This is a genomic window from Streptomyces sp. NPDC007088 (assembly GCF_042869355.1).
Classification (GTDB): domain Bacteria; phylum Actinomycetota; class Actinomycetes; order Streptomycetales; family Streptomycetaceae; genus Streptomyces.
In genome coordinates, this window is record NZ_JBIAFO010000001.1 from 575529 (window position 1) to 595850 (window position 20322).

The window sequence follows — 20322 nt, forward strand, 5'->3', positions numbered from 1 at the left end:
CGCGTGGAACCACACGACTCAGCCGGTACCCACGATCGACGGCTACGATCCGTCTCCGCGTGGGCGGCGGGCGGCTGGTCGGCACTCGGTCCCGTGCGGTTTCGGGCTTTCGGGCGGCCCGCGGAGGCATCGGGCGCCCCGCGGAGGTCTCCCGGCCTGCGCTTAGACTCGGCGGCATGCAGAGCCTGGCGTCGATCGATAACTGGCCGGTCCCCACCGCGGCGGCGGCCGTGGTCCGTGCGGACGGAAGCGTCGTGGGCCGGCACGGCCCCGGGGACCACGTCTTCGCGCTGGCCTCGGTCACCAAACCGCTCGCCGCCTACGCGGTGCTCCTGGCCTTCGAGGAGGGCGCCGTCGAGCTGGACGAGCCGGCCGGGCCCGAGGGCGCCACGGTCCGTCATCTGCTGGCCCACACAAGCGGGCTGGCCTTCGACGAGCACCGTGCGACAAGCGCCCCCGGTACGCGGCGGCTGTACTCGAACGCGGGTTTCGAGGTGCTCGGGGAGCACGTCGCCAAGGTCACCGGCATCCCCTTCGCCGAGTACCTGCACCAGGGTGTGCTGGAACCGCTGGGGATGCGGGCGACCCGGCTGGAGGGTGAGCGCTCCCCCGCCAAGGACGCCGTGTCGACGGTGGACGACCTGATGCGGTTCGCGGCCGAACTCCAAGCGCCCCGGTTGCTCGATCCCCGTACCGTCGCCGAGGCCATGTCGGTCGTGCACCCGGGGCTTTCGGGTGTCCTGCCGGGGTACGGGCACCAGAAGCCCAACGACTGGGGGCTCGGCTTCGAGATCAGGGACGGCAAGTCCCCGCACTGGACGGGCGCCGATTCCTCGCCGAGGACTTTCGGGCACTTCGGCCAGTCCGGCACCTTCCTGTGGGTCGACCCGGACGCGGGTGCGGCCTGCGTGGCGCTCACCGACCGGGCCTTCGGGCCGTGGGCGGTGGAGGCGTGGCCGCCGTTCACCGACGCCGTCCTCGCGGAGCTGCGCGGCTGAACCTCCGGCTCGCGCGCCCCCGGCCCCCCGGACTCGGCTCACACGCGGGCACCCTCCCCCGGCCTGGGGCTCTCACGGGCAGTCTCTCGCCGGCCGTCGAAGCGCCCAGGCAGCCGCTCGGTCCCGCTCCACACGGCCCCCTCGGCCCGCCGCGCCGCTGGGTCCCTCGTGTCAGTCCCCGGTCACGTCCTGGAACTCCCACACGAGGACTTCCGCATCGGTGCCGGCCGTGGCCCGGACGGCGCGCTCCCCTGTCAGCCGTGCGGCGTCACCGGGGCCGAGGCGGACCGTCGTACCGGCATCGGAGCCGTCGTCGCCGGAGCGGTCGTCGCCGGAGCCGTCGTCGCCGGAGCGGTCGCCGCCGCGATCGAGCGAGAGTTCGCCGCGGACGACGTGGAGGTAGGTGCGGGGCGCGGCGGGCAGGGCCACGCGTTCTCCGGCCGCCGGGCGCCGTACCCACAGGAGGGCGCCCGACTCGGGGAGCGCGTACGGGGTCGCGTCGGCGACCGAGCGGAGGACCTGATAGCGGGGCTGTCCGCCGGTGCCGGACGGGGCCAGCCACATCTGCAGGAAGACCAGCGGTTGCGGGCCGTCGTTGCGTTCGACGTGCCGGACGCCGTCGGCGGCGCTCAGATGCTGGAGATCGCCGGGCCGGACGACGGACGTGTGGCCCGCCGAATCGCGATGGGTCAGCTCCCCGGAAAGGACCCAGGTGATGATCTCGGTGTGGCTGTGGGGGTGTTCGGCGAACCCGGCACCCGGCGCCAGCCGCTCCTCATTGCACGCGAGGAGCGGGCCGAAGCGGAGGTTGTCGGGGTCGTAGTGCGGCCCGAAGGAGAAGGAGTGCAGGGAGGCGATCCCGGCCTCCGGGTCCCCTCCCCGGTAGCGGTCCACTGCGCGGCGTACGTCGATCACGGTTGCCACGGTAGCCGTGACCGTCCCCGAGCCCTGCCCACCGCGAGCCACCCCCGCCCGCCTACGCACCACCCCCACCCGGACACAGCCGGACCCACCCACGCGCCCCCACCCGCCAAGGCGCCACCCCCCACCCGCCGACGCATCACGCCCACCCAGACACAACCGAACCCACCCCGAGTCCATCCCCCACACACCCAGCCGCCCAACCAGCCACCACATCCACCCCCACCCCGCCCGATCCCTGTCCGCACCTGTGGCCGACCCGAGCCCCGCACGCACCCGCGGTCGGCACGCACCCGAGGTCGGCACGTCTCCCACCCGGCTCCGCACGCCTCCCACGCGGCTCCGCACGCCTCCGACCCGGCTCTGACCTTCTCTGTCTCGTCACGAGTTGATCCGGCCGTGCCCTCGGCCCCCGTCGATGGGCGCGGGGACCCGCGGCTGGGCCCCGCGCCCACACGCGGGCCGTGATGAGGCAGTCTTGTCCCGTGCCCGAACCCGAATCCGCGTATCCCGCAGTGCCCGAGTCCCACGCGCATTCCGCGACCCTCAAGCGGCTGGAGCAGTCCTCCGGGCGGCTCGCCGCCCGTGCGATCCAGCGCATGGACGAGACGCTGCCGTGGTACCGGGCGATGCCTCCGGAGAACCGTTCGTGGATCGGCCTGGTCGCGCAGGCCGGTATCGCCGCGTTCACCGAGTGGTTCCGGCGGCCCGAGGCCCCGCAGGCGATCTCGACGGACGTGTTCGGGACGGCGCCGCGCGAGCTGACCCGGGCGATCACGCTGCGGCAGACCGTCGAGATGGTGCGGACGACCATCGAGGTCATGGAGTCGGCGATCGAGGAGGTCGCGGCGCCGGGCGACGAGTCGGTGCTGCGCGAGGCGCTGCTCGTCTACGCGCGCGAGATCGCCTTCGCCACCGCGCAGGTGTACGCGCAGGCCGCCGAGGCGCGCGGCGCGTGGGACGCCCGGCTGGAGTCGCTGGTCGTCAACGCGGTGCTCTCCGGGGAGGCGGACGAGGGAGCCGTGTCGCGGGCGGCGGCGCTCGGCTGGAGCTCCCCCGAGCACGTGTGCGTGATCCTGGGCACCGCGCCCGACGGGGACAGCGAACTGACGGTCGAGGCCATCCGGCGCGCCGCCCGGCACGCGAAGCTGCAGGTCCTCACCGGGGTGCTGGGCAGCCGGCTCGTGGTGATCGCCGGAGGCAGCGACAACCCGCTGAACGTCGCGAAGTCCGTGATCGGCCCGTACGCGGCGGGTCCCGTGGTGGCCGGCCCCGTGGTGCCCGACCTGCTGGCGGCGACCCGCTCCGCGCAGGCCGCCGCGGCGGGGCTGCGGGCGTCCGCCGCCTGGCAGGACGCCCCGAGGCCGGCCCTCGCGGATGATCTGCTGCCCGAGCGGGCGATGGCCTCGGACCCCGCGGCCCGCGAACAGTTGGTGGAGGAGATCTACAGACCGCTTCAGGAGGCCGGTTCGGCGCTGCTGGAGACGCTGAGCGTGTATCTGGAACAGGCGAGCAGTCTGGAGGGGGCCGCACGGATGCTGTTTGTGCACCCCAACACCGTGCGCTACCGGCTCCGACGTGTGACTGACGTCACCGGCTGGTCCCCGTCCGATGTACGATCCGCCTTCACCCTGCGGATCGCGCTCATCCTGGGGCGCTTGGCCGATGCGGATTCCCAGTCCTAGGCTTTTGTAGGACCACTACAATTCCCCTGACGGTTCTTCGTCCCTGTCCCCACGGGTGATTCCGGCCGTCCACAAGAGAGAGTGTGAGAGTGCTCGTACTCGTCGCTCCCGGCCAAGGCGCTCAGACGCCCGGCTTCCTGACTCCCTGGCTCGAACTGCCCGGCGCCGCCGAACGCGTCGCGGCCTGGTCCGAGGCCATCGGCCTCGACCTCGTCCACTTCGGCACCGAGGCCGACGCGGACGCGATCCGTGACACGGCCGTCGCGCAGCCGCTGCTGGTCGCGGCCGGTCTGCTGTCCGCCGCCGCACTCGCCGGGACCCTCTCCCCCGAGACGCACGAGGCAGATGAGGCGCACGCCGCGGGCCGGAGCACGCCGCTGGGCGCTCTGCGTCCCGGGGCCGTGGCGGGTCACAGCGTCGGCGAGCTGACTGCCGCCGCCTTCGCCGGCGTCCTGGACGAGACGGCGGTGCTGCGCCTGGTGCGCCGCCGCGGTCTCGCGATGGCCGAGGCCGCCGCGATCCGGGAGACCGGCATGGCGGCGCTCCTGGGCGGCGAGCCGGAGGCGGTTCTCCCGCACCTGGAGAAGCTCGGGCTGACCCCCGCCAACGTCAACGGCGCCGGGCAGATCGTGGCGGCGGGCACCGCCGAGCAGATCGCGCGGCTGGTCGAGGACAAGCCGGAGGGCGTGCGTCGGGTCGTCCCCCTCAAGGTCGCCGGCGCCTTCCACACCGAGCACATGGCTCCGGCCGTGGAGAGCCTCGCCGCGGCGGCCGTGGAGCTGGCCCCGGCGGATCCCGCGCTCACCTACGTGTCGAACAAGGACGGCGCTCCGGTCGACTCCGGCGCCGAGGTACTGTCCCGGCTGGTCGGCCAGGTGGCCAACCCGGTCCGCTGGGACCTGTGCATGGAGACCTTCAAGGAGCTCGGTGCGACCGCTCTCGTCGAGGTGTGCCCCGGTGGCACCCTGACGGGTCTCGCCAAGCGTGCCCTGCCCGGCGTGAAGACGCTCGCCCTCAAGACCCCCGAGGATCTTGAGGCCGCGCGCGCCCTCGCCGCCGAGCACTCGACCACGGCGTGACAGGCCGGACGACAAGGAGCCCCGAGAGCATGTCGAAGATCAAGCCCGCCAAGGGTGCACCGTACGCGCGCATCCTCGGCGTCGGTGGCTACCGCCCCACCCGGGTCGTCCCCAACGAGGTCATCCTGGAGACGATCGACTCCTCCGACGAGTGGATTCGTTCCCGCTCGGGTATCGCGAGCCGCCACTGGGCGAACGCCGAGGAGACCGTGACGGCGATGTCCGTCGAGGCTTCCGGGAAGGCGATCGCGGACGCGGGGATAGACCCCGGGCAGATCGGCGCGGTCGTCGTGTCGACCGTCTCGCACTTCAAGCAGACCCCCGCCGTGGCGACCGAGATCGCGGACAAGATCGGCGCGGGCCGGCCGGCCGCCTTCGACATCTCGGCTGGCTGCGCCGGATTCGGCTACGGGCTGACCCTCGCCAAGGGCATGATCGTCGAGGGCAGCGCCGAGTACGTGCTGGTCATCGGCGTGGAGCGGCTCTCCGATCTGACCGACCTGGAGGACCGCGCGACGGCCTTCCTGTTCGGTGACGGGGCGGGCGCCGTGGTCGTGGGCCCCTCGCGGGAACCCGCGATAGGTCCGACCGTCTGGGGGTCGGAGGGCGACAAGTCCGAGACGATCAAGCAGACCGTGCCCTGGACCGACTACCGTGACGGCGTGGTCGAGCGCTTCCCCGCCATTACGCAGGAGGGCCAGGCGGTGTTCCGCTGGGCCGTGTTCGAGATGGCCAAGGTCGCCCAGCAGGCGCTGGACGCGGCCGGGATCAGCCCGGACGACCTGGACGTCTTCATCCCGCACCAGGCCAACATGCGGATCATCGACTCGATGGTGAAGACTCTCAAGCTGCCGGAGCACGTCACGGTCGCGCGTGACATCGAGACCACCGGCAACACCTCGGCCGCCTCGATCCCGCTCGCGATGGAGCGGCTCCTGGCGACCGGGAAGGCGAAGAGCGGCGACACCGCGCTCGTCATCGGCTTCGGGGCGGGTCTCGTGTACGCCGCGACGGTCGTTACCCTCCCCTAGGCACACTCTCCGGTGATTCCGTGAATCCGCGCCGGTCAGCCTCTCGGGGCGGGACCGGGCGGGCAGCGCGGACACCGGGCCCGCCACACCTCTGGAACATCAACGAAGGAGCGCCAACATGGCCGCCACTCAGGAAGAGATCGTCACCGGTCTCGCCGAGATCGTGAACGAGATCGCCGGTATCCCGGTCGAGGACGTCAAGCTGGACAAGTCCTTCACCGACGACCTGGACGTCGACTCGCTGTCCATGGTCGAGGTCGTCGTCGCCGCCGAGGAGCGCTTCGACGTGAAGATTCCGGACGACGACGTCAAGAACCTCAAGACGGTCGGCGACGCGACCGAGTACATCCTCAAGCACCAGAGCTGAACCGGCGCCCCGGGACGGCTGCCTCCGTACGGCAGGCGGTCCGCCCCGGAGCCCGGCCCCGCTGTGGGCCAGGGCGGGTACGGCACGACAGTGCCGCACCGGTCCCCGCACGCGTGACTACCGCCACCCGGCGGTGGCGCCGTTGAATCCCTCGTATCCCGTGGAGAAAGAATTCCTGTGAGCCCGACCAATCGCACCGTGGTCGTCACCGGTATCGGCGCAACCACACCGCTGGGTGGCGACGTAGCGTCCACCTGGGAAGGTCTGATCTCCGGCCGTTCCGGAGTCCGCCTCCTCACCGAGGACTGGGCCGAGCAGCTGCCCGTGCGTATCGCCGCACGGGTCGCCGTCGAGCCCGGCGAGGTCCTGCCCCGGCCGCAGGCCAGGAAGCTGGACCGGTCCGCGCAGTTCGCGCTGATCGCCGCCGCCCAGGCGTGGGAGGACGCCGGCTTCACCGCGAAGGCCGGTGAGGACGCCTCCGTGGACCCCGACCGGCTCGGCGCCGTGATCGCCTCCGGCATCGGTGGCGTGACGACCCTGCTGGACCAGTACGACGTGCTGCGGGAGAAGGGCGTCCGCCGCGTCTCCCCGCACACCGTGCCGATGCTCATGCCGAACGGCCCCGCGGCCAACGTGGGCCTCCAGGTCAACGCCCGCGCCGGTGTGCACACCCCGGTGTCGGCCTGCGCCTCGGGCGCCGAGGCCATCGGCTACGCGATCGAGATGATCCGCACCGGCCGCGCCGACGTGGTCGTCGCGGGTGGCACGGAGGCGGCGATCCACCCGCTGCCGATCGCCGCGTTCGCCAACATGATGGCGATGTCCAAGAACAACGAGGACCCGCAGGGCGCCTCCCGCCCCTTCGACACGGCCCGTAACGGTTTCGTGCTCGGCGAGGGCGCCGGGGTCGTCGTGCTGGAGTCCGCCGAGCACGCCGCCGCGCGCGGCGCCACCGTGTACGCGGAGGCGCTGGGCCAGGGCATCTCGGCCGACAGCCACCACATCACCGCGCCCGAGCCCTCCGGTGAGGGCATCGCGCACGCCCTGGAGAACCTGCTGGCCAACACGGGTCTCGACCCGGCCGAGATCGTGTACGCCAACGCGCACGCCACCTCGACGCCGCAGGGCGACGTGGGCGAGATCAAGGCGCTCCAGAAGGTGCTCGGCTCGGAGCTGGACCACATCGCGATCTCCTCGACGAAGTCCATGACCGGCCACCTGCTGGGCGGCGCGGGCGGGATCGAGTCCGTCGCGACGGTCCTCGCGGTGAAGAACCGGCTGGCCCCGCCGACGATCAACATCACGGAGCTGGACCCCGAGGTCGGATCGGCGGACGTCATCCGCGACGAGCCGCGCGAGCTGCCCGGGGGGCGTCCGGTCGTGGCGCTCAACGACTCCTTCGGCTTCGGCGGCCACAACGTGGTGCTGGCCTTCCGCTCCGTCTGAGTTCGCACTTCCACGACAGAGCCCCCCGCCGGACGGCGGGGGGCTCTGTCGTCGCTGTCGTACGGGGGCGGGCCCGGCCGCTCAGACGACTTGGTGCAGCCAGCGCACGGGGGCGCCCTCACCGGCGTACCGGAAGGGTTCCAGCTCGTCGTCCCAGGGCTTGCCGAGCAGGCGGCTCAGCTCGGCCTCCAGGCCGCTCTCGCCGGCCTGGGCGCGGCTGAGGGCGGCGCGCAGCCGGTCCTCGGGGATCAGGATGTCGCCGTGGATGCCGGTGACGGCGTGGAAGATGCCGAGTTCGGGGGTGGCGCTGTAGCGCTCGCCCTCGGTGCCGGGGGACGGCTCGGAGGTGACCTCGAAGCGCAGGAGCTGCCAGCCGCGCAGCGCGGAGGCGAGTTTGGAGGCCGTGCCGGGCTCGCCCTGCCAGGAGAACTCGGATCTCCAGGTCCCGGGTGCGGCGGGCTGCCTGATCCAGTCCAGGTTCACCCGCACGCCGAGCACGTTCGCTACTGCCCATTCGACGTGCGGGCACAGCGCGCGCGGTGCGGAGTGCACGTACAGGACTCCACGTGTCGTCACCGGTACCTCCAGTGTGGGACGAGGTGCCAGGGTCCTCGCGCCCGTGCCGAGCAATTTTCCCAAATGGGACAGATGTGACGTGATGTAATTTAGCCGACCTTACACAGCGGTACGCCACCGGGTAGGTGCGGCCGTCGTGTCGCCCGGCTGTGGCGGTGAACTGCGCCGCCTCGGGCAAAGCTACCGTGCGGGAACGACAGCGGTGTGACGTACCGTCGGTCCCGGGGGTGGTAATCACCAAGCTTTCACCCGGCAGGGCGCCCTCGGGGGCGCCGGGCGTACGCCCCGTGCCGGGGGTTGTGGGAAGGGGCCAGGGATGCGTAGGTGGAGTCCGGGCTTCCGTGCGCCGGGGCGCAGGGTCGTGCGGGCGCTGACGGCCGCCGGGGCCGCCGTCCTGCTCGGGGTGGTCCCCGCGTGTTCCGGTGGTCCGGGCAGCACGGGTTCCCCCGGGCAGCCGGCGACCAGTACGCCGGACACGGGCTGGGACCGCAGTCCGTCCTCGGTCGCGGCGGTCGGGGACTCGATCACCCGGGGCTTCGACGCCTGTTCCGTCCTCCAGGACTGTCCGGAGGTCTCGTGGTCCACGGGGACCGATCCGCAGGTCCATTCGCTCGCGCAGCGGCTGCTGGGGGCGGGGGGCGTGAAGGGGCACAGCTGGAACTTCGCGCGCAGCGGTTCCCGGGCCGCCGAGCTGTCCGCGCAGATGGAGAAGGCGGCGCGGCACCGTCCCGCGCTGGTGACGGTCCTGATGGGCGCGAACGACGCGTGCCGGCCCTCGGTGGACTCGATGACCCCGGTCGACGAGTACCGCGCCCAGGTGGAGACGGCGTTGCGGACGCTGCGCGAGAAGTCTCCGGCGTCGCAGGTGTACGTGTCGAGCGTGCCGGACCTGAAGCGGCTGTGGTCGGAGGGGCGCTCCAATCCGCTCGGCAAGGAGGTCTGGAAGCTCGGGATCTGCGCGTCGATGCTGAGCGCGCCGGACGCGGTGGACAGCGCGGCGACGGAGCGCAGGGACGCGGTGCAGAAGCGGGTCGTGGCGTACAACGAGGCGCTGCGGGAGGTGTGCGCGCGGGAGCGGATGTGCCGCTACGACGACGGGGAGGTCTTCGCGTACCGCTTCGGGGGCAGCCAGCTCAGCCAGTGGGACTGGTTCCATCCGAGCCGGGACGGGCAGTCGAAGCTCGCGGAGATCGCCTACCGCGTGGTGACCGCGCGCAAGGCGCCCGGCCAGGACTGAGCGGGGCCCCTCGCGCGGGTAGGACGGCTCCCCGGGGCGGATGTCAGGGGTCCGCCCCGGGGAGCCGTCGGTTCGTGTGCCCGCGGGGGTTCAGATCTCGGTGGCCGCGCTGACCCTCAGGTCGAGGACGGAACGGCCGGCCTCGACGGCGTACGGTCCGGGGACGGCCGTCCAGTCGCCGGCCTCCTCGTCCCAGATCTGGAAGGCGCGCCGGGCGATGTGGATGACGGCCTCCGCGCTCGTGCCCGCGGCGGCCTCGACCCCCGCGAAGCCGGCCAGCCAGCGCGCGGGCCGCTCGCTGCGCCCGGCGTCCGGCACGGGGTCGGTGGGCGCGAGGTAGACCTGGACGGTCTCGCGGCCGGTGCGCTCGCCCCGGTTGCGGACCCGTACGGTGACGGTCAGGCCGTCCCCGGCGGGTTCGACGGTGAGCGACTCGTACGTCCAGTCGGTGTAGCCGAGGCCGTGGCCGAAAGGGTAGGCGGGGGTGGCCCCGGCCTTCTCCCAGGCGCGGTAGCCGATGAAGACGCCCTCCTCGTACTCCAGCTTCCCGTCGGTGGGGGCGGTACGGGTGACGGGGGCGTCGGCGAGGGTCTTCGGCCAGGTCGTGGGGAGCCGGCCGCCGGGTTCGGCGGCGCCGAGCAGGACGTCCGCGAGCGCGGCCCCGCCCTCCTGTCCGGGGAACCAGCTGAGCAGGACGGCGGCGACCTCCTCGCGCCAGGGCAGTTCGACCGGGGAGCCGGCGTTGACCACGACGACGGTGCGCGGGTTGACGGCGGCGACGGCCCGCACCAAGTCGTTCTGGCGTCCGGGCAGGTTCAGGTCGCGGCGGTCGAAGCCCTCGGACTCGACGCGTTCGGTGGTCGCGACGACCACGACGGCGGTGTCGGCGGCGCGGGCGGCCTCGACGGCGCGGGCGATCAGTTCGTCGGCGTCGTGTTCGGGGTCCTGGTGCAGCAGCGTGAAGACGATCGCCTGGATCGGCAGCCCCTCGGGCTTGGCGACGGTGTGCAGGAGGCTCAGCTCGACGCTCTCGCCCTCGGTGAGGTCGAGACGGCCGCGTTCCGTGGGCTTCCCGAAGAACGCCTCGAAGGGGTCCGCGGCGTCGCCGAGCCGCACCTCGCCGGTGTAGAGCGACTTCCCGTCGACGGTGAGGCGGAAGCCTCCCACGCCCCGGGTGCCGAAGGCGTGGGTGCCGCTCTCGCGCGGGGTGAAGGTGCCGGTGACCTCGATGGTGTGGACGTTCTCGTAGCTGACGCCCTCGGGCAGGTCGTTGCCCATCCACTGGATGTGCCCGGAGGGCAGCGGCACGCTCGCGAGGGTCTCGCCGTCCGCGTCGCGGCAGACCGCCCGCAGGTCGAAGCCCTTGCCCGCGACGTCCAGCTCGTTGGCCGGGTCGGCGCCGAGTTCGTACGACAGGGCGCCCTCGGGCAGCGCGGCGCTCAGCCCGTCGAGCGGGGAGACGACGTGGTCGGGGTAGACGGTCGCGGAGCCACCGCCGAGCACCCGGGCGTCCCGGGCGGCGGCGCCGCTGAGCGCGATCCGGGGGCCGGCCGGGTCGAGGGGCAGGACGCCGCCCTCGTTGCGGAGGAGGACGAAGGAGCGGGTGGCGATCTCGCGGGCGAGCGCGTCCCCGTCGACGGGTGCGGGCAGCGCTTCGGCGGGGACGACCGGCTCGGTGGTCGTGAGGACGCCGGTGCGGGCCGCGAGCAGCAGGACGCGGCGCACGGCCTCGTCGACGACCGGCTCGTCGACCTGGCCCGCGCGGACGGCGGCGGCCAGGTTCTCCCCGTAGACGGTCCGGGGTCCGGGCATCGCGAGGTCGAGTCCGCCGAGCGCGTCGCCGACGGTGGAGCGGGCGGCGGTCCAGTCGGAGACGTTGATCCCGTCGAAGCGCCATTCCCCGCGCAGCACCTCGTTGACGAGGTAGCGGTGCTCGGTCATGGAGGTGCCGTTGACCGTGTTGTAGGCGGTCATGATGCCCCAGGGGTGGGCGTTCTTGACGATCGTCTCGAAGGGGGCGAGGTACAGCTCGCGCAGGGGGCGCGGGGCGATGCGGTTGTCGACGGTGAAGCGGTCGGTCTCCGCGTCGTTGCCCACGAAGTGCTTGACGGTGGTGCCGACCCCGCCGGACTGCACGCCCCGGACGTAACCGGTGCCGATCGCCCCGGTGAGGTACGGGTCCTCGCTGTAGGTCTCGAAGTGCCGGCCGCCCAGCGGTGAGCGGTGCAGGTTGACGGTGGGCGCGAGCAGGACGTGCACGCCCTTGCGGCGTGCCTCCTGGGCGAGCAGCTGTCCGGCGCGGTGGGCGAGGTCCGGGTCCCAGGTCGCGGAGAGCGCGGTCGGTGAGGGCAGGGCGATCGAGGGGTCGTCGGCGGTGGAGCGCACTCCGCGGACGCCGATCGGGCCGTCCGACATGACCAGGGAGTCGAGGCCGATCTCGGGGAGCGCGGGCAGGGACCAGAAGTCCTGTCCGGCGAGCAGTCGCGTCTTGGTGTCGAGGTCGAGTTTGCCGAGCGCCGCCTCCACGGCGGCCTCGTGGTCCGCCTGCTGCCCGGCGGTGATCCCTCGTCCCGGGGCGTGCGGCCTCTCGGGGGTGCTGGGTGAGCCTGTCACGGCCTACTCCTCGTGTCGCTGCCTGCCGGGGTCCGTGTGGAGCGGCTCCCCAGGAAACGGGTCGGACATATCTTGCACCCGGAAGCCTGTAGAGCGGTAGGTATCGTAACCTTCGCGTTACCTGAGGGGTTGTACGTTTCCGGTGGTGCACGATTCCGGTGGCGGGCGCCCGAGGTGGCGCGCGGGGCGTCATGCTGGGTTCGGCGTGGCGGGGGACGTCCGTGCGGGGGCGGGGGTCCGTGGAGAAGGGGAAGCACAGCGCATGGGCAGGGCCAGGAGCGAGGGGCGGCGCGCGGAGATCCTCCGGGCGACCTTGGAGGTCATCGCCGAGAAGGGGTACCGGGGCGCGACGCTCGGCGCGGTCGCGGAGCGGGTGGGGCTGACGCAGCAGGGGCTGCTGCACCACTTCCCCACGAAGGAGGCGCTGCTCGTCGCGGTGCTCGCCGAGCGGGACCAGTGGGACGCCCTGCCGAGCGGCGCCTGGCGTCTGGACCTGCTGTCCTCGCTCGTGGAGTACAACGCGATGCGGCCGGGGATCGTGCAGACCTTCAGCGCGCTGCTCGGCGAGAGCGTCACCGACGCCCATCCGGCCAGGGACTTCTTCACCCGCAGGTACGTCGCGGTGCGCGGCGACATGGCCTCGGTGCTGCGCGGGGCCTACGGGGAGCGGCTGCCGAGCGGGCTGACGCCGGAGCGGGCCGCCGTGCTGATGGTCGCGGTGATGGACGGGCTCCAGTACCAGTGGCTGCTTGACCCCGAGGCGGTGGACATGGCCGACGCCTTCCGCGATCTCCTCTTCCTGCTGGAGGGGGCCCAGGCGCCCGCCGCGGAGACCTGAGGAGCCCGGTGGCGCGGTGCGCCACCGGGCTCTCACACGGCGCCGCCCGTCCGGTTCACCGCGTGGGGCCGGCCGTCGTGCCGTACGGGGCGGACGTCCCCTCGCCCGCCGTGCGGCGGGGTCGCTCCTCGTTCCCGCCGGCGTCCTCGTGGAGCAGGTCCCTGGCCAGCAGGGTGGCGCCCGCGACGGCGCCCGGCATGAGGAACACCGCGACGAAGGGGACGAGGAAGGCGAGGCCGAGCGGTACGCCGAAACCCCAGGCGAGGGTGCGGCGGGCGCGCAGCAGGGCGAGGCGCCCGCGCAGGTCGACGCGGCGCCGGGCGAGGGCGATCGAGGTCAGTTCCTCGGCGAGGAAGAAGCCGGTGACGCCGAAGCCGATGACGGGGACGACGGTCTGCCCGACGAACGGCAGGAAGCCGAGGGCGAACAGCAGGACGCCCCAGACGCCGGCGCGCACGAGGACGCGCAGGCCGTCCCGGGCGCTGATCCACAGCTCGCGCCCCATGGACAGCCCGGACTCGGGTGCGTGACCGGCCACGTCGCGGTCGACGTCCTCGGACAGGGCGTCGTAGAAGGGCTGTCCGATCAGCAGGGTCACGGCGGTGAAGGTGACGACGGACAGAAGCAGCCCGAGCGCGAACAGGACGACGGTGAGGGCGTCGCGGAAGAGGGACTGCCAGGGCGAGGACCAGTCGTCGGCGAACGGCGTGGCCCAGCCGACCAGATCCACACCCCACAGGGCCAGGGCGACGAGGGCGACGGCGTAGAGCACGAAGGTGATCAGGCCGGGCAGCAGGCCGAGGCCGAAGCGCTTTCCGTGGCGTCCGACCCAGCGCTGGCCCTGCAACAAGTAACCGAATCCGGTAGCGAGATCACGCATGGGAGGACTTTAGCGGCGGCGCGCCCGGCCCCGCACCGGTCGCGGGCCGAGCCCTCCGGGCGGCGACGGGCGTCCGGGCGGACCGTACGACGACGGGGCCGCCCGGACCGCGCCGGCATCCCGGCGGGTGCGGCGTCCGGCGGCGGACCGCGCGGTCGGCGCCGCCGCCGGACGTGGCCTCCGGGGTGGTTACTTCGTGAGGTCCACGATCATCTTGCCGGTGTTCTCGCCGCGCAGCATGCCGAGGAAGGCGTTGAGCCCGTTCTCGACACCGGCCGCGAGGGTCTCGCGGTACTTGAGCTTCTCCTCGCGGACCCAGCCGGACACTTCCTGGACGAACTGGCCCTGGAGATCGGTGTGGTCCTGCACGAGCAGGCCCTCGATGCGCAGGCGCTTGCCGATGACCTGCGCGAGGTTGCGCGGGGCGGCGGGCGGCTCGGTCGAGTTGTACTGCGCGATGAACCCGCAGATCGCGAAGCGGGCGTGCACGTTGGCGCTGCTGATGGCCGCCTCCAGGTGCTCGCCGCCGACGTTGTCGAAGTAGACGTCGATGCCGTCGGGGGCGGCGGCCTTGAGCTGGTCGGAGACGGGGCCGTCCTTGTAGTTGAAGGCCGCGTCGAAGCCCAGTTCGTCCACCAGATACTTGACCTTCTCGGCGGAACCGGCAGAGCCGATGACCCGCGAGGCGCCCTTGATCCGGGCGATCTGGCCGACCTGGCCGCCGACCGCGCCGGCCGCGCCGGAGACGAACACCGCGTCGCCCTCCTTGAACCCGGCCACCCGCAGCAGGCCCGAGTAGGCCGTCAGGCCCGTCATGCCGAGCACGCCGAGGTAGGCGGAGAGCGGGGCGAGGTCCGGGTCGACCTTGGTGAGGTGCTCGGCCGGGACCGAGGCGTACTCGCGCCAGCCCGCGAAGTGCAGGACGTAGTCACCCTCGGCGTAGCCCTCGGCGGCGGAGGCGATCACCTGCCCGACGGCTCCGCCCTGCATCGGCTGGTCGAGCTCGAAGGGCGGCACGTAGGACTTCGCGTCGTTCATCCGGCCCCGCATGTACGGGTCGACCGAGAAGTACAGGTTGCGCACCAGGACGCGGCCCGGGGCGGGCGCCTGCACCGGCACCTCGCGCAGGGCGAAGTCCTCCGGCACCGGCCAGCCGTCGGGGCGGCGGACGAGGTGCCATTCACGGCTGGTGGCGGGAAGGGCTGACATGCGGGTGCCTCCTGCTGACTCGGGGATCGCTGTACCTCGGTATCGCGCTGTCGCCGTGCTCCGGAATCCGCACCGGCGACCTCGTTTTACTTCAGGTTCCAGAAGTTTCACTACTTGAAACAACCATGGCCATGAACATTTTATGTTGTCAAGTAAATGGGTAGACTGTCGGGCATGGCCACTCGTACCCGCCGCGCCGGTTCCGACTCCGCGTCCGCCTCCCCGCCCGCTTCCGGGGCCCGGGAGCGGCCGGCGGCGGACCGGCTGTCCCTCGACGTCGTGCAGCTCATCGGCGCCGTGGTCGGCCGCTACCACGAGGAGTACGAGCTGGCGGCCTCCCGGCACGCGCTGACCGGCGCGCAGGCCAAGGTGCTCGGTCTCCTGTCCCTGGAGCCGATGCCCATGCGCCGGATCGCGCGCAAGCTGAAGTGCGAGCCCTCGAACGTGACGGGCATCATCGACCGGCTGGAGGCGCGCGGCCTGGTCGAGCGGCGCCCCGACCCCGACGACCGGCGGGTCAAGCTCGCGGCGCCCACCGAACAGGGCAGACAGACGGCGCGGCAGCTGCGGGACGGACTGGATTTCGCCCGCGAGCCCCTGGCCGGGCTGTCCCGGGCGGAGCGTCTCACGCTGCGCGACCTGTTGATCCGGGTGGTCGGCGAGGAGGAGGCGCGGGAGGTGACGTCCTCGCCGGAGCACGATCCGGCCCCGGCGACCGCCGGTGCGGTGGGCGCGCAGCCGGCCACCGTCCCCGCGCCCGGCCGGCACGACTGAGCCGCGACGCGGCGACGGAGACGGACGGAGACGGAGACGGCGAGAGCCTCGTTGCTCGTGGCTCCCGCGCTCCCGGTTCCGCGTGGGGCACGAGGCACGAGGCACGAGGCACGATGGGGAGTATGGCCGCTTCCCCGCCCCCGTTCACCCCGCTCGACTTCCAGCTCGTCCTGCTGCGCCGGATGGCCGACCACCACCCGGATCTGGTGGACCGGGCCCGGCACACGCTCGGGGTGAGTACGGCGCAGATGCGGGAGGCCAACCGCCGCTGGCAGGCGAAGGTGCGGGGCCGGTACGCGCGCGGGGCCGCCGCCCGCTACCGCTCGGTGCTCGGCGCCCCGGAGTCCCGTGAGCGGCGCCGGATCGGGGATCTCGACTGCGAGGCGCTGGCCTGGCCGGTGCCGCTCTGGCCCGGTCTGCGTTTCGAGGTACTGCTCGGTCCGGGCGGCGCCGTGTGGAACGAGTGGCTGGTGCGGGCGCCCGGAGCCCCGGCGCCCGCCCTGCGGACGACGGCGGATCTGCTGCCGTGGTCGGCGACGGTGGACGAGGTGGCTCGCGCCTTCGCACCCGCCCGGCCCCTGGAGGGCACCGCCCCCACCCGGTGGCGGCTGGCCTTCGAGGCCCCCGGGGTTCCCGGCGGCCCGAAGCGGCCCCGCGTCGCGGAGTTCACCTGGGGACTGTTCCAGACGCTCGGCTGAACGCACCGCGTGGTGCGCGAAGCCCCTCGTACGCAGGCGGCGCCGCCTTTCCCTGTCCGGCGGGAATGGCGGCGCCGCGTGCGTCACGCACGGCCCGGGAGCCTTCGCTCACGTGCCCCGAAGGGCCGTACCGGTCACGTCACTTGACGATCAGCGCGTCCGTGAGCACCTGGGTCACCGCGCCGCCCCGGTTGTCGCGGACGGAGGCGCGCAGCGACACGGTGTGCGCCTCGCGCGGCACCGACAGGGAGCCGCTCCAGCTCGCGCCCTTCTTCGCGAGGTCGACCGTGGTCCACTGCCGTCCCTGGTCGTAGGAGACGGCCAGCGCCCCGGTGTTGATGGTCCCGGTGCCCGAAGCGCCCACGACGTACTCGGCGTTGATCTTGACGGGCAGCTTCTTCCCCGCCTTGACCGTGCCGTCGAGCGCGGTGTCCACGTCGAAGCCCAGGTTGATCACCGGCAGGTAGGTGTAGTGGTCGTCGGGCGTCTCGGCGGACCTGACCTCCCAGGCCGTGTGGCCCTTGCCGCCGTAGCCCCACACCTTCGGGTCCATCGTGGTGTCGGTGACGATCTTGTAGGTGTGCTCGTCCGGGTCCGCGTCCCACAGGTTGTAGCCGGAGCTGATCTTCTTGCCCGCGCTCACGCCGTCCACCAGGACCTCGGTGGTCTGGGTCAGCGAGTCGTCGTTCCACACGTCGCCGAAGCCCGTGTGATCGGGTCCCGAGTCGCCCCAGCCGGGCGTGTTGAAGGCCAGGGTGTTGCCCACCCGGGTCTGCCCCCAGCCGAGGCCGGTGCCCAGCCACGGGTGCAGCACGGGCTTGAACCAGTCGAGCTTCGTGTGCTTCCCGCCCGGGTAGGCGACGAGTCCGCCGCGCTCCTCGAAGGACTGGCCGGCGCCCGCGGTGAGCGACTCGTGCCAGGTCTGGCCCTTGGCGGCGGTCACGTAGTCGGTGCGCTTGCCCGGGTAGGAGGCCTGCTCGGGGAAGCCGTAACCGACGGGGAAGGTGTCGGTGATGGAGTAGCGGAACTCGCCGCCGGTCTGCGGCTTGGGCGCGTAGTACGTCGTGTCGACGATCGCGAGGTCCTTGGCCTTCGGGGCGATCGTCAGGTCCTTCGCGGGGATCGCGCCCGGGTGTCCCTGCGAGAGGTCGTACACGTACGGGCTGTGGGGTTCCCCGGTGAGCTGCGCCTTCTTGCCCTTGGCGGCCGCCTTGGCGAGCTTGGCGCCGTCGGCCGCGTTCACGGTGGCCACGGGGATCGTCCGCTCCTGGCCGTCCGCGCCGCCGAAGTCGGCCATGAGCCGGCCGGGCTGGTCGTCGGTGACGAACAGCGCGGCCGCCCCGGCGTCCACCGCGTGCTGCGCCAGTTCGGTGGAGGCGAGGGAGCCGTCGGCGTGGACGAGGACGGCCCTGCCCCGCACGGGGTGTCCCTCGTACGCGGCGGCGGCGCCGTTGCCCGCGTCGAACAGCGGGGCGGTCAGCTTCCCGTCGAGGCTCTTGGAGCCGTACTGGAGGGTGGCCTCGCCGAGGGCGCTGCCGCCCGCCTTCACGGTGAGCAGCGGCTTGCCCAGGCGCCACACGGTGCGGTACTCGAAGGTGCCGGTGCCCGGCTTGCGGGTGGGCGCGGCGAAGACGCTGTCGTAGGTGAGCGGGATCTGGGCCGCGGCGCTGTAGTCCGAGCCGTTCGCCGAGCGGTCGGCCTCCATGAGCAGTTGCCGGGTCTCGGTGCGCTTGTCGAGGTCGACGTCGATCTCGCGCAGCTTCCGGCCGTCGAGGGTGATCTCGCGGTCCCGGTCGAGGGTGATCTCGGGGTCGGCGAGGTAGCCGAGGCCGAGGGAGTCCGCGCCGTGGCCGCCGCGCACGTCGAGGAAGGTGCTCAGGGCGTACGAGCCGGGCTTCAGGCGCAGTCGCAGGGTGCCGGAGGAGCCGACGGAGGCGGGCACCACCTGGGCGCCCTTCCGGAGTTCCTGGACGGCGAGCGAGGCGGGCGCGGGGGCTCCGTCACGGTCCTTGACGTGGACGGTGAGGGTGTACCGCTCCTCCTCCTTGACGAGCCCGAACACGGTGTGCGCGACGGTGCGTCCGCCGGCCGTGGCGAGGATCTGCCCGGAGGTGGTGCCGACGGGGGCCTTCGCCCCGTCCCCGGTGACGGTGGTGTGCGCGGTGCCGTGGGCCGGGACGGTGAGCTGCCGGTCGGCGAGGGTCACGACGCCGTCCGCGGCTCCGCTCGCCGAGAGGTCCAGGGTGACCGGGGCGTCGGAGGAGTTGCTGTAGGAGACGGTGCGGGTGACCGGCTTGTTGCCCTCGTAGGGCCAGCCGTAGAAACCGAGGTCGGCGCTGCCGCTCGCGGTCACCTTCGCGTCGATCGCGTCGGGCACGCTGACCCGTCCGGCGCCCAGGGTGTAGGCGGAGACGTCGAGCGTCGTGGAGGTCGACATGAGCGCGTCCTTCAGCTCCCGCCAGCCCCAGTCCGGGTGCTGCTGGGCGAGGAGCGCGGCGACGCCCGCGACGTGCGGGGTGGCCATCGACGTACCGCTCATGGTGGTGTACGCGCCCTCGCCCGCGGAGAGCGAGGAGCGGGCGGCGAGGATGTCGACGCCCGGCGCGGACACGTCGGGCTTGAGCGCGTTGTCGCCCAGGCGCGGTCCGGCGCTGGTGAAGTAGGCGGCCTGGTCGGCGGAGTCGACGGCGCCGATGGTGAGCGCGTCGTCGGCGGCGCCCGGCGAGCCGATCGAGGTGGGCGAGCCGGTGTTGCCGGCGGCGACGACGAAGAGGGCGCCGGTCTCCTCGGAGAGGGTGTTGACGGCCTCGGCCATGGGGTCGGTACCGTCGCTGGCCTCCTGTGAACCGAGGCTCATCGACACGATCTTGGCGTCGATGTCCTTCGCGGCCCACTCCATGCCGGCGATGATCTGGGACTCGGAGCCGGAGCCCTCGTCGCTGAGCACCTTGCCGATGGCGAGGTCGGCCTCGGGGGCGACCCCCTTCTCCTTGCCGCCGGAGGCGGCGCCGCTGCCGCCGACGGTCGACGCGGTGTGCGTGCCGTGTCCGTCGCGGTCGGCGGTCTGCTGGCCCTCGATGAAGCTTCTGGAGTCGGAGACCCTGCCCTTGAGGTCGGGGTGGTCGGCGTCGGCCCCGGTGTCGAGGACGGCGACCTTGACGCCCTTGCCGGTGAGCCCGGCCTCCCACGCCTTGGGCGTGCCTATCTGCGCGTTGGACTCGGCCATGTCGGCCTTGACCTGTCCGTCCAGCCACACCTTGGTGACGCCCTCGGCGAAGGCGGCCTTGTGGGGCTGCGCGGAGCGCGAGCGGGCGGCGGCCGGAGCGAGGGAGTGCCACAGGGTTCCTGGCCGCCCCGCGCGGACGGCGACCGCGTCGATGCTGGGCAGGGCGCGGACCCTGTCGGTACCGCGCGGGGCGGCGAGCGCGCCGCGGGCCGTCCTCGCCCCGTAGCCGACGATGAGCGGCAGCCCGGGAGCGGCCTTCTTGCCCGCCTGCGCGGCGAGTCCCTGCTCGATGAGTCCGGTGACGTCGAACAGCCGGGGGTCGAGCACCCCCGCGTCGAGGTACGGCCGGGCCTCGGCGGGTACGACGGTGATGCGGCCGTCGACGGTGTCGGTGCGTACGGTGCCGGTCGCGCCCGGGGCCCGGTCGACGGCGACCGTCTTCCGTCCGGAGCCGAGGTCGGTGACGGTGACCTTGTCGCCGGTCACCAGGGTCACCGTACGCGCGGCCGAGGCGACGGCGGTGGCGGGCCGGCCGCTCGCCGCGTCCGGTCCCGCCGCGTGCGCGAGCTGTCCGCCCGGAAGCAGGACGAGCGCGAGCCCGGCGGGCAGCAGCGAGGCTCTGCGCCACGAAGGTGCTCTGGTCATGGATGCCCTCTCCTCCACGGCCGGGTAGGGGGGCCCGGCACTGCGAAAGAGTCTGGGGCGACTTGTGTTGCGACAGGGTTGCGCGGGCTGGCGGGAAGC

At 72.8% G+C, this 20322-nt stretch carries 16 protein-coding genes; 10 read left to right on the forward strand and 6 right to left on the reverse strand.

The window, feature by feature from the left end; translation table 11 throughout:
• The first annotated feature begins 176 nt into the window (after positions 1–176).
• Positions 177–998, forward strand: coding sequence for a serine hydrolase domain-containing protein (locus ACFYMP_RS02550; RefSeq protein WP_388849203.1), 822 nt, complete (start codon positions 177–179; stop codon positions 996–998).
• A 171-nt stretch (positions 999–1169) separates the two neighbouring features.
• Here the strand turns inward: ACFYMP_RS02550 and ACFYMP_RS02555 are convergent, their stop codons facing one another.
• Positions 1170–1910 (reverse strand): pirin family protein, encoded by a 741-nt coding sequence (locus ACFYMP_RS02555; protein WP_388849588.1) that lies wholly within the window; start codon positions 1908–1910, stop codon positions 1170–1172.
• Positions 1911–2404: 494 nt separating this feature from the next.
• On the opposite strand from ACFYMP_RS02555, the gene ACFYMP_RS02560 reads away from it, so the two are divergent.
• From ACFYMP_RS02560 to fabF, 5 genes are all read left to right on the forward strand, one after another.
• Positions 2405–3604 (forward strand): PucR family transcriptional regulator, encoded by a 1200-nt coding sequence (locus tag ACFYMP_RS02560; protein WP_388849205.1) that lies wholly within the window; start codon positions 2405–2407, stop codon positions 3602–3604.
• Positions 3605–3693: 89 nt separating this feature from the next.
• Positions 3694–4683, forward strand: coding sequence for an ACP S-malonyltransferase (locus ACFYMP_RS02565; protein WP_388849591.1), 990 nt, complete (start codon positions 3694–3696; stop codon positions 4681–4683).
• Positions 4684–4712: 29 nt separating this feature from the next.
• The gene (locus tag ACFYMP_RS02570) at positions 4713–5714 is read left to right on the forward strand and encodes a ketoacyl-ACP synthase III (RefSeq protein WP_388849207.1); all 1002 of its coding nucleotides are present in this window, start codon (positions 4713–4715) and stop codon (positions 5712–5714) included.
• A 118-nt stretch (positions 5715–5832) separates the two neighbouring features.
• On the forward strand, positions 5833–6081 hold the full coding sequence (locus ACFYMP_RS02575) for an acyl carrier protein (RefSeq protein ID WP_388849210.1): 249 nt from the start codon (positions 5833–5835) through the stop codon (positions 6079–6081).
• Between the two features lie 177 nt (positions 6082–6258).
• Positions 6259–7527 (forward strand): beta-ketoacyl-ACP synthase II, encoded by a 1269-nt coding sequence (gene fabF, locus ACFYMP_RS02580; protein WP_388849213.1) that lies wholly within the window; start codon positions 6259–6261, stop codon positions 7525–7527.
• Positions 7528–7608: 81 nt separating this feature from the next.
• On the opposite strand, the gene ACFYMP_RS02585 is transcribed toward fabF, so the two are convergent.
• Positions 7609–8103, reverse strand: a complete 495-nt coding sequence (locus tag ACFYMP_RS02585) for a DUF3145 domain-containing protein (RefSeq protein ID WP_388849216.1) — start codon at positions 8101–8103, stop codon at positions 7609–7611.
• Between the two features lie 316 nt (positions 8104–8419).
• Here ACFYMP_RS02585 and ACFYMP_RS02590 point away from each other — a divergent pair, with 316 nt between their 5' ends.
• The gene (locus ACFYMP_RS02590) at positions 8420–9340 is read left to right on the forward strand and encodes an SGNH/GDSL hydrolase family protein (RefSeq protein WP_388849219.1); all 921 of its coding nucleotides are present in this window, start codon (positions 8420–8422) and stop codon (positions 9338–9340) included.
• Between the two features lie 90 nt (positions 9341–9430).
• On the opposite strand, the gene ACFYMP_RS02595 is transcribed toward ACFYMP_RS02590, so the two are convergent.
• Positions 9431–11953 (reverse strand): glycoside hydrolase family 3 C-terminal domain-containing protein, encoded by a 2523-nt coding sequence (locus ACFYMP_RS02595; protein ID WP_388849222.1) that lies wholly within the window; start codon positions 11951–11953, stop codon positions 9431–9433.
• Between the two features lie 262 nt (positions 11954–12215).
• Here ACFYMP_RS02595 and ACFYMP_RS02600 point away from each other — a divergent pair, with 262 nt between their 5' ends.
• Positions 12216–12791, forward strand: a complete 576-nt coding sequence (locus ACFYMP_RS02600) for a TetR/AcrR family transcriptional regulator (protein ID WP_388849225.1) — start codon at positions 12216–12218, stop codon at positions 12789–12791.
• Positions 12792–12846: 55 nt separating this feature from the next.
• Here the strand turns inward: ACFYMP_RS02600 and ACFYMP_RS02605 are convergent, their stop codons facing one another.
• Together ACFYMP_RS02605 and ACFYMP_RS02610 are read right to left on the reverse strand one after the other, a co-directional pair.
• On the reverse strand, positions 12847–13671 hold the full coding sequence (locus tag ACFYMP_RS02605; RefSeq protein WP_388849228.1) for an EI24 domain-containing protein: 825 nt from the start codon (positions 13669–13671) through the stop codon (positions 12847–12849).
• A 189-nt stretch (positions 13672–13860) separates the two neighbouring features.
• The gene (locus tag ACFYMP_RS02610) at positions 13861–14880 is read right to left on the reverse strand and encodes an NADP-dependent oxidoreductase (protein ID WP_388849231.1); all 1020 of its coding nucleotides are present in this window, start codon (positions 14878–14880) and stop codon (positions 13861–13863) included.
• A gap of 156 nt (positions 14881–15036) precedes the next feature.
• On the opposite strand from ACFYMP_RS02610, the gene ACFYMP_RS02615 reads away from it, so the two are divergent.
• Together ACFYMP_RS02615 and ACFYMP_RS02620 are read left to right on the forward strand one after the other, a co-directional pair.
• Positions 15037–15654: a MarR family winged helix-turn-helix transcriptional regulator gene (locus ACFYMP_RS02615; RefSeq protein ID WP_388849234.1), complete on the forward strand. Its 618-nt coding sequence runs from the start codon at positions 15037–15039 to the stop codon at positions 15652–15654.
• A 113-nt stretch (positions 15655–15767) separates the two neighbouring features.
• The gene (locus tag ACFYMP_RS02620) at positions 15768–16352 is read left to right on the forward strand and encodes a hypothetical protein (protein ID WP_388849237.1); all 585 of its coding nucleotides are present in this window, start codon (positions 15768–15770) and stop codon (positions 16350–16352) included.
• A 139-nt stretch (positions 16353–16491) separates the two neighbouring features.
• Here ACFYMP_RS02620 and ACFYMP_RS02625 read toward each other — a convergent pair whose 3' ends face one another.
• Entirely contained in the window at positions 16492–20223 is a 3732-nt protein-coding gene (locus ACFYMP_RS02625) for a S8 family serine peptidase (RefSeq protein WP_388849239.1), read from the reverse strand.
• Positions 20224–20322: the final 99 nt, after the last annotated feature.

What these genes read in the sequence shown, in the direction of transcription:
- ACFYMP_RS02550 (WP_388849203.1), top strand. Translation starts at nt 177, where the DNA reads ATGCAGAGCCTGGCGTCGATCGATAACTGGCCGGTCCCCACCGCGGCG.
- ACFYMP_RS02570 (WP_388849207.1), top strand. Translation starts at nt 4,713, where the DNA reads ATGTCGAAGATCAAGCCCGCCAAGGGTGCACCGTACGCGCGCATCCTC.
- ACFYMP_RS02575 (WP_388849210.1), top strand. Translation starts at nt 5,833, where the DNA reads ATGGCCGCCACTCAGGAAGAGATCGTCACCGGTCTCGCCGAGATCGTG.
- ACFYMP_RS02590 (WP_388849219.1), top strand. Translation starts at nt 8,420, where the DNA reads ATGCGTAGGTGGAGTCCGGGCTTCCGTGCGCCGGGGCGCAGGGTCGTG.
- ACFYMP_RS02600 (WP_388849225.1), top strand. Translation starts at nt 12,216, where the DNA reads ATGGGCAGGGCCAGGAGCGAGGGGCGGCGCGCGGAGATCCTCCGGGCG.
- ACFYMP_RS02605 (WP_388849228.1), bottom strand. Translation starts at nt 13,671, where the DNA reads ATGCGTGATCTCGCTACCGGATTCGGTTACTTGTTGCAGGGCCAGCGC.
- ACFYMP_RS02610 (WP_388849231.1), bottom strand. Translation starts at nt 14,880, where the DNA reads ATGTCAGCCCTTCCCGCCACCAGCCGTGAATGGCACCTCGTCCGCCGC.
- ACFYMP_RS02615 (WP_388849234.1), top strand. Translation starts at nt 15,037, where the DNA reads ATGGGTAGACTGTCGGGCATGGCCACTCGTACCCGCCGCGCCGGTTCC.
- ACFYMP_RS02620 (WP_388849237.1), top strand. Translation starts at nt 15,768, where the DNA reads ATGGGGAGTATGGCCGCTTCCCCGCCCCCGTTCACCCCGCTCGACTTC.
- ACFYMP_RS02625 (WP_388849239.1), bottom strand. Translation starts at nt 20,223, where the DNA reads ATGACCAGAGCACCTTCGTGGCGCAGAGCCTCGCTGCTGCCCGCCGGG.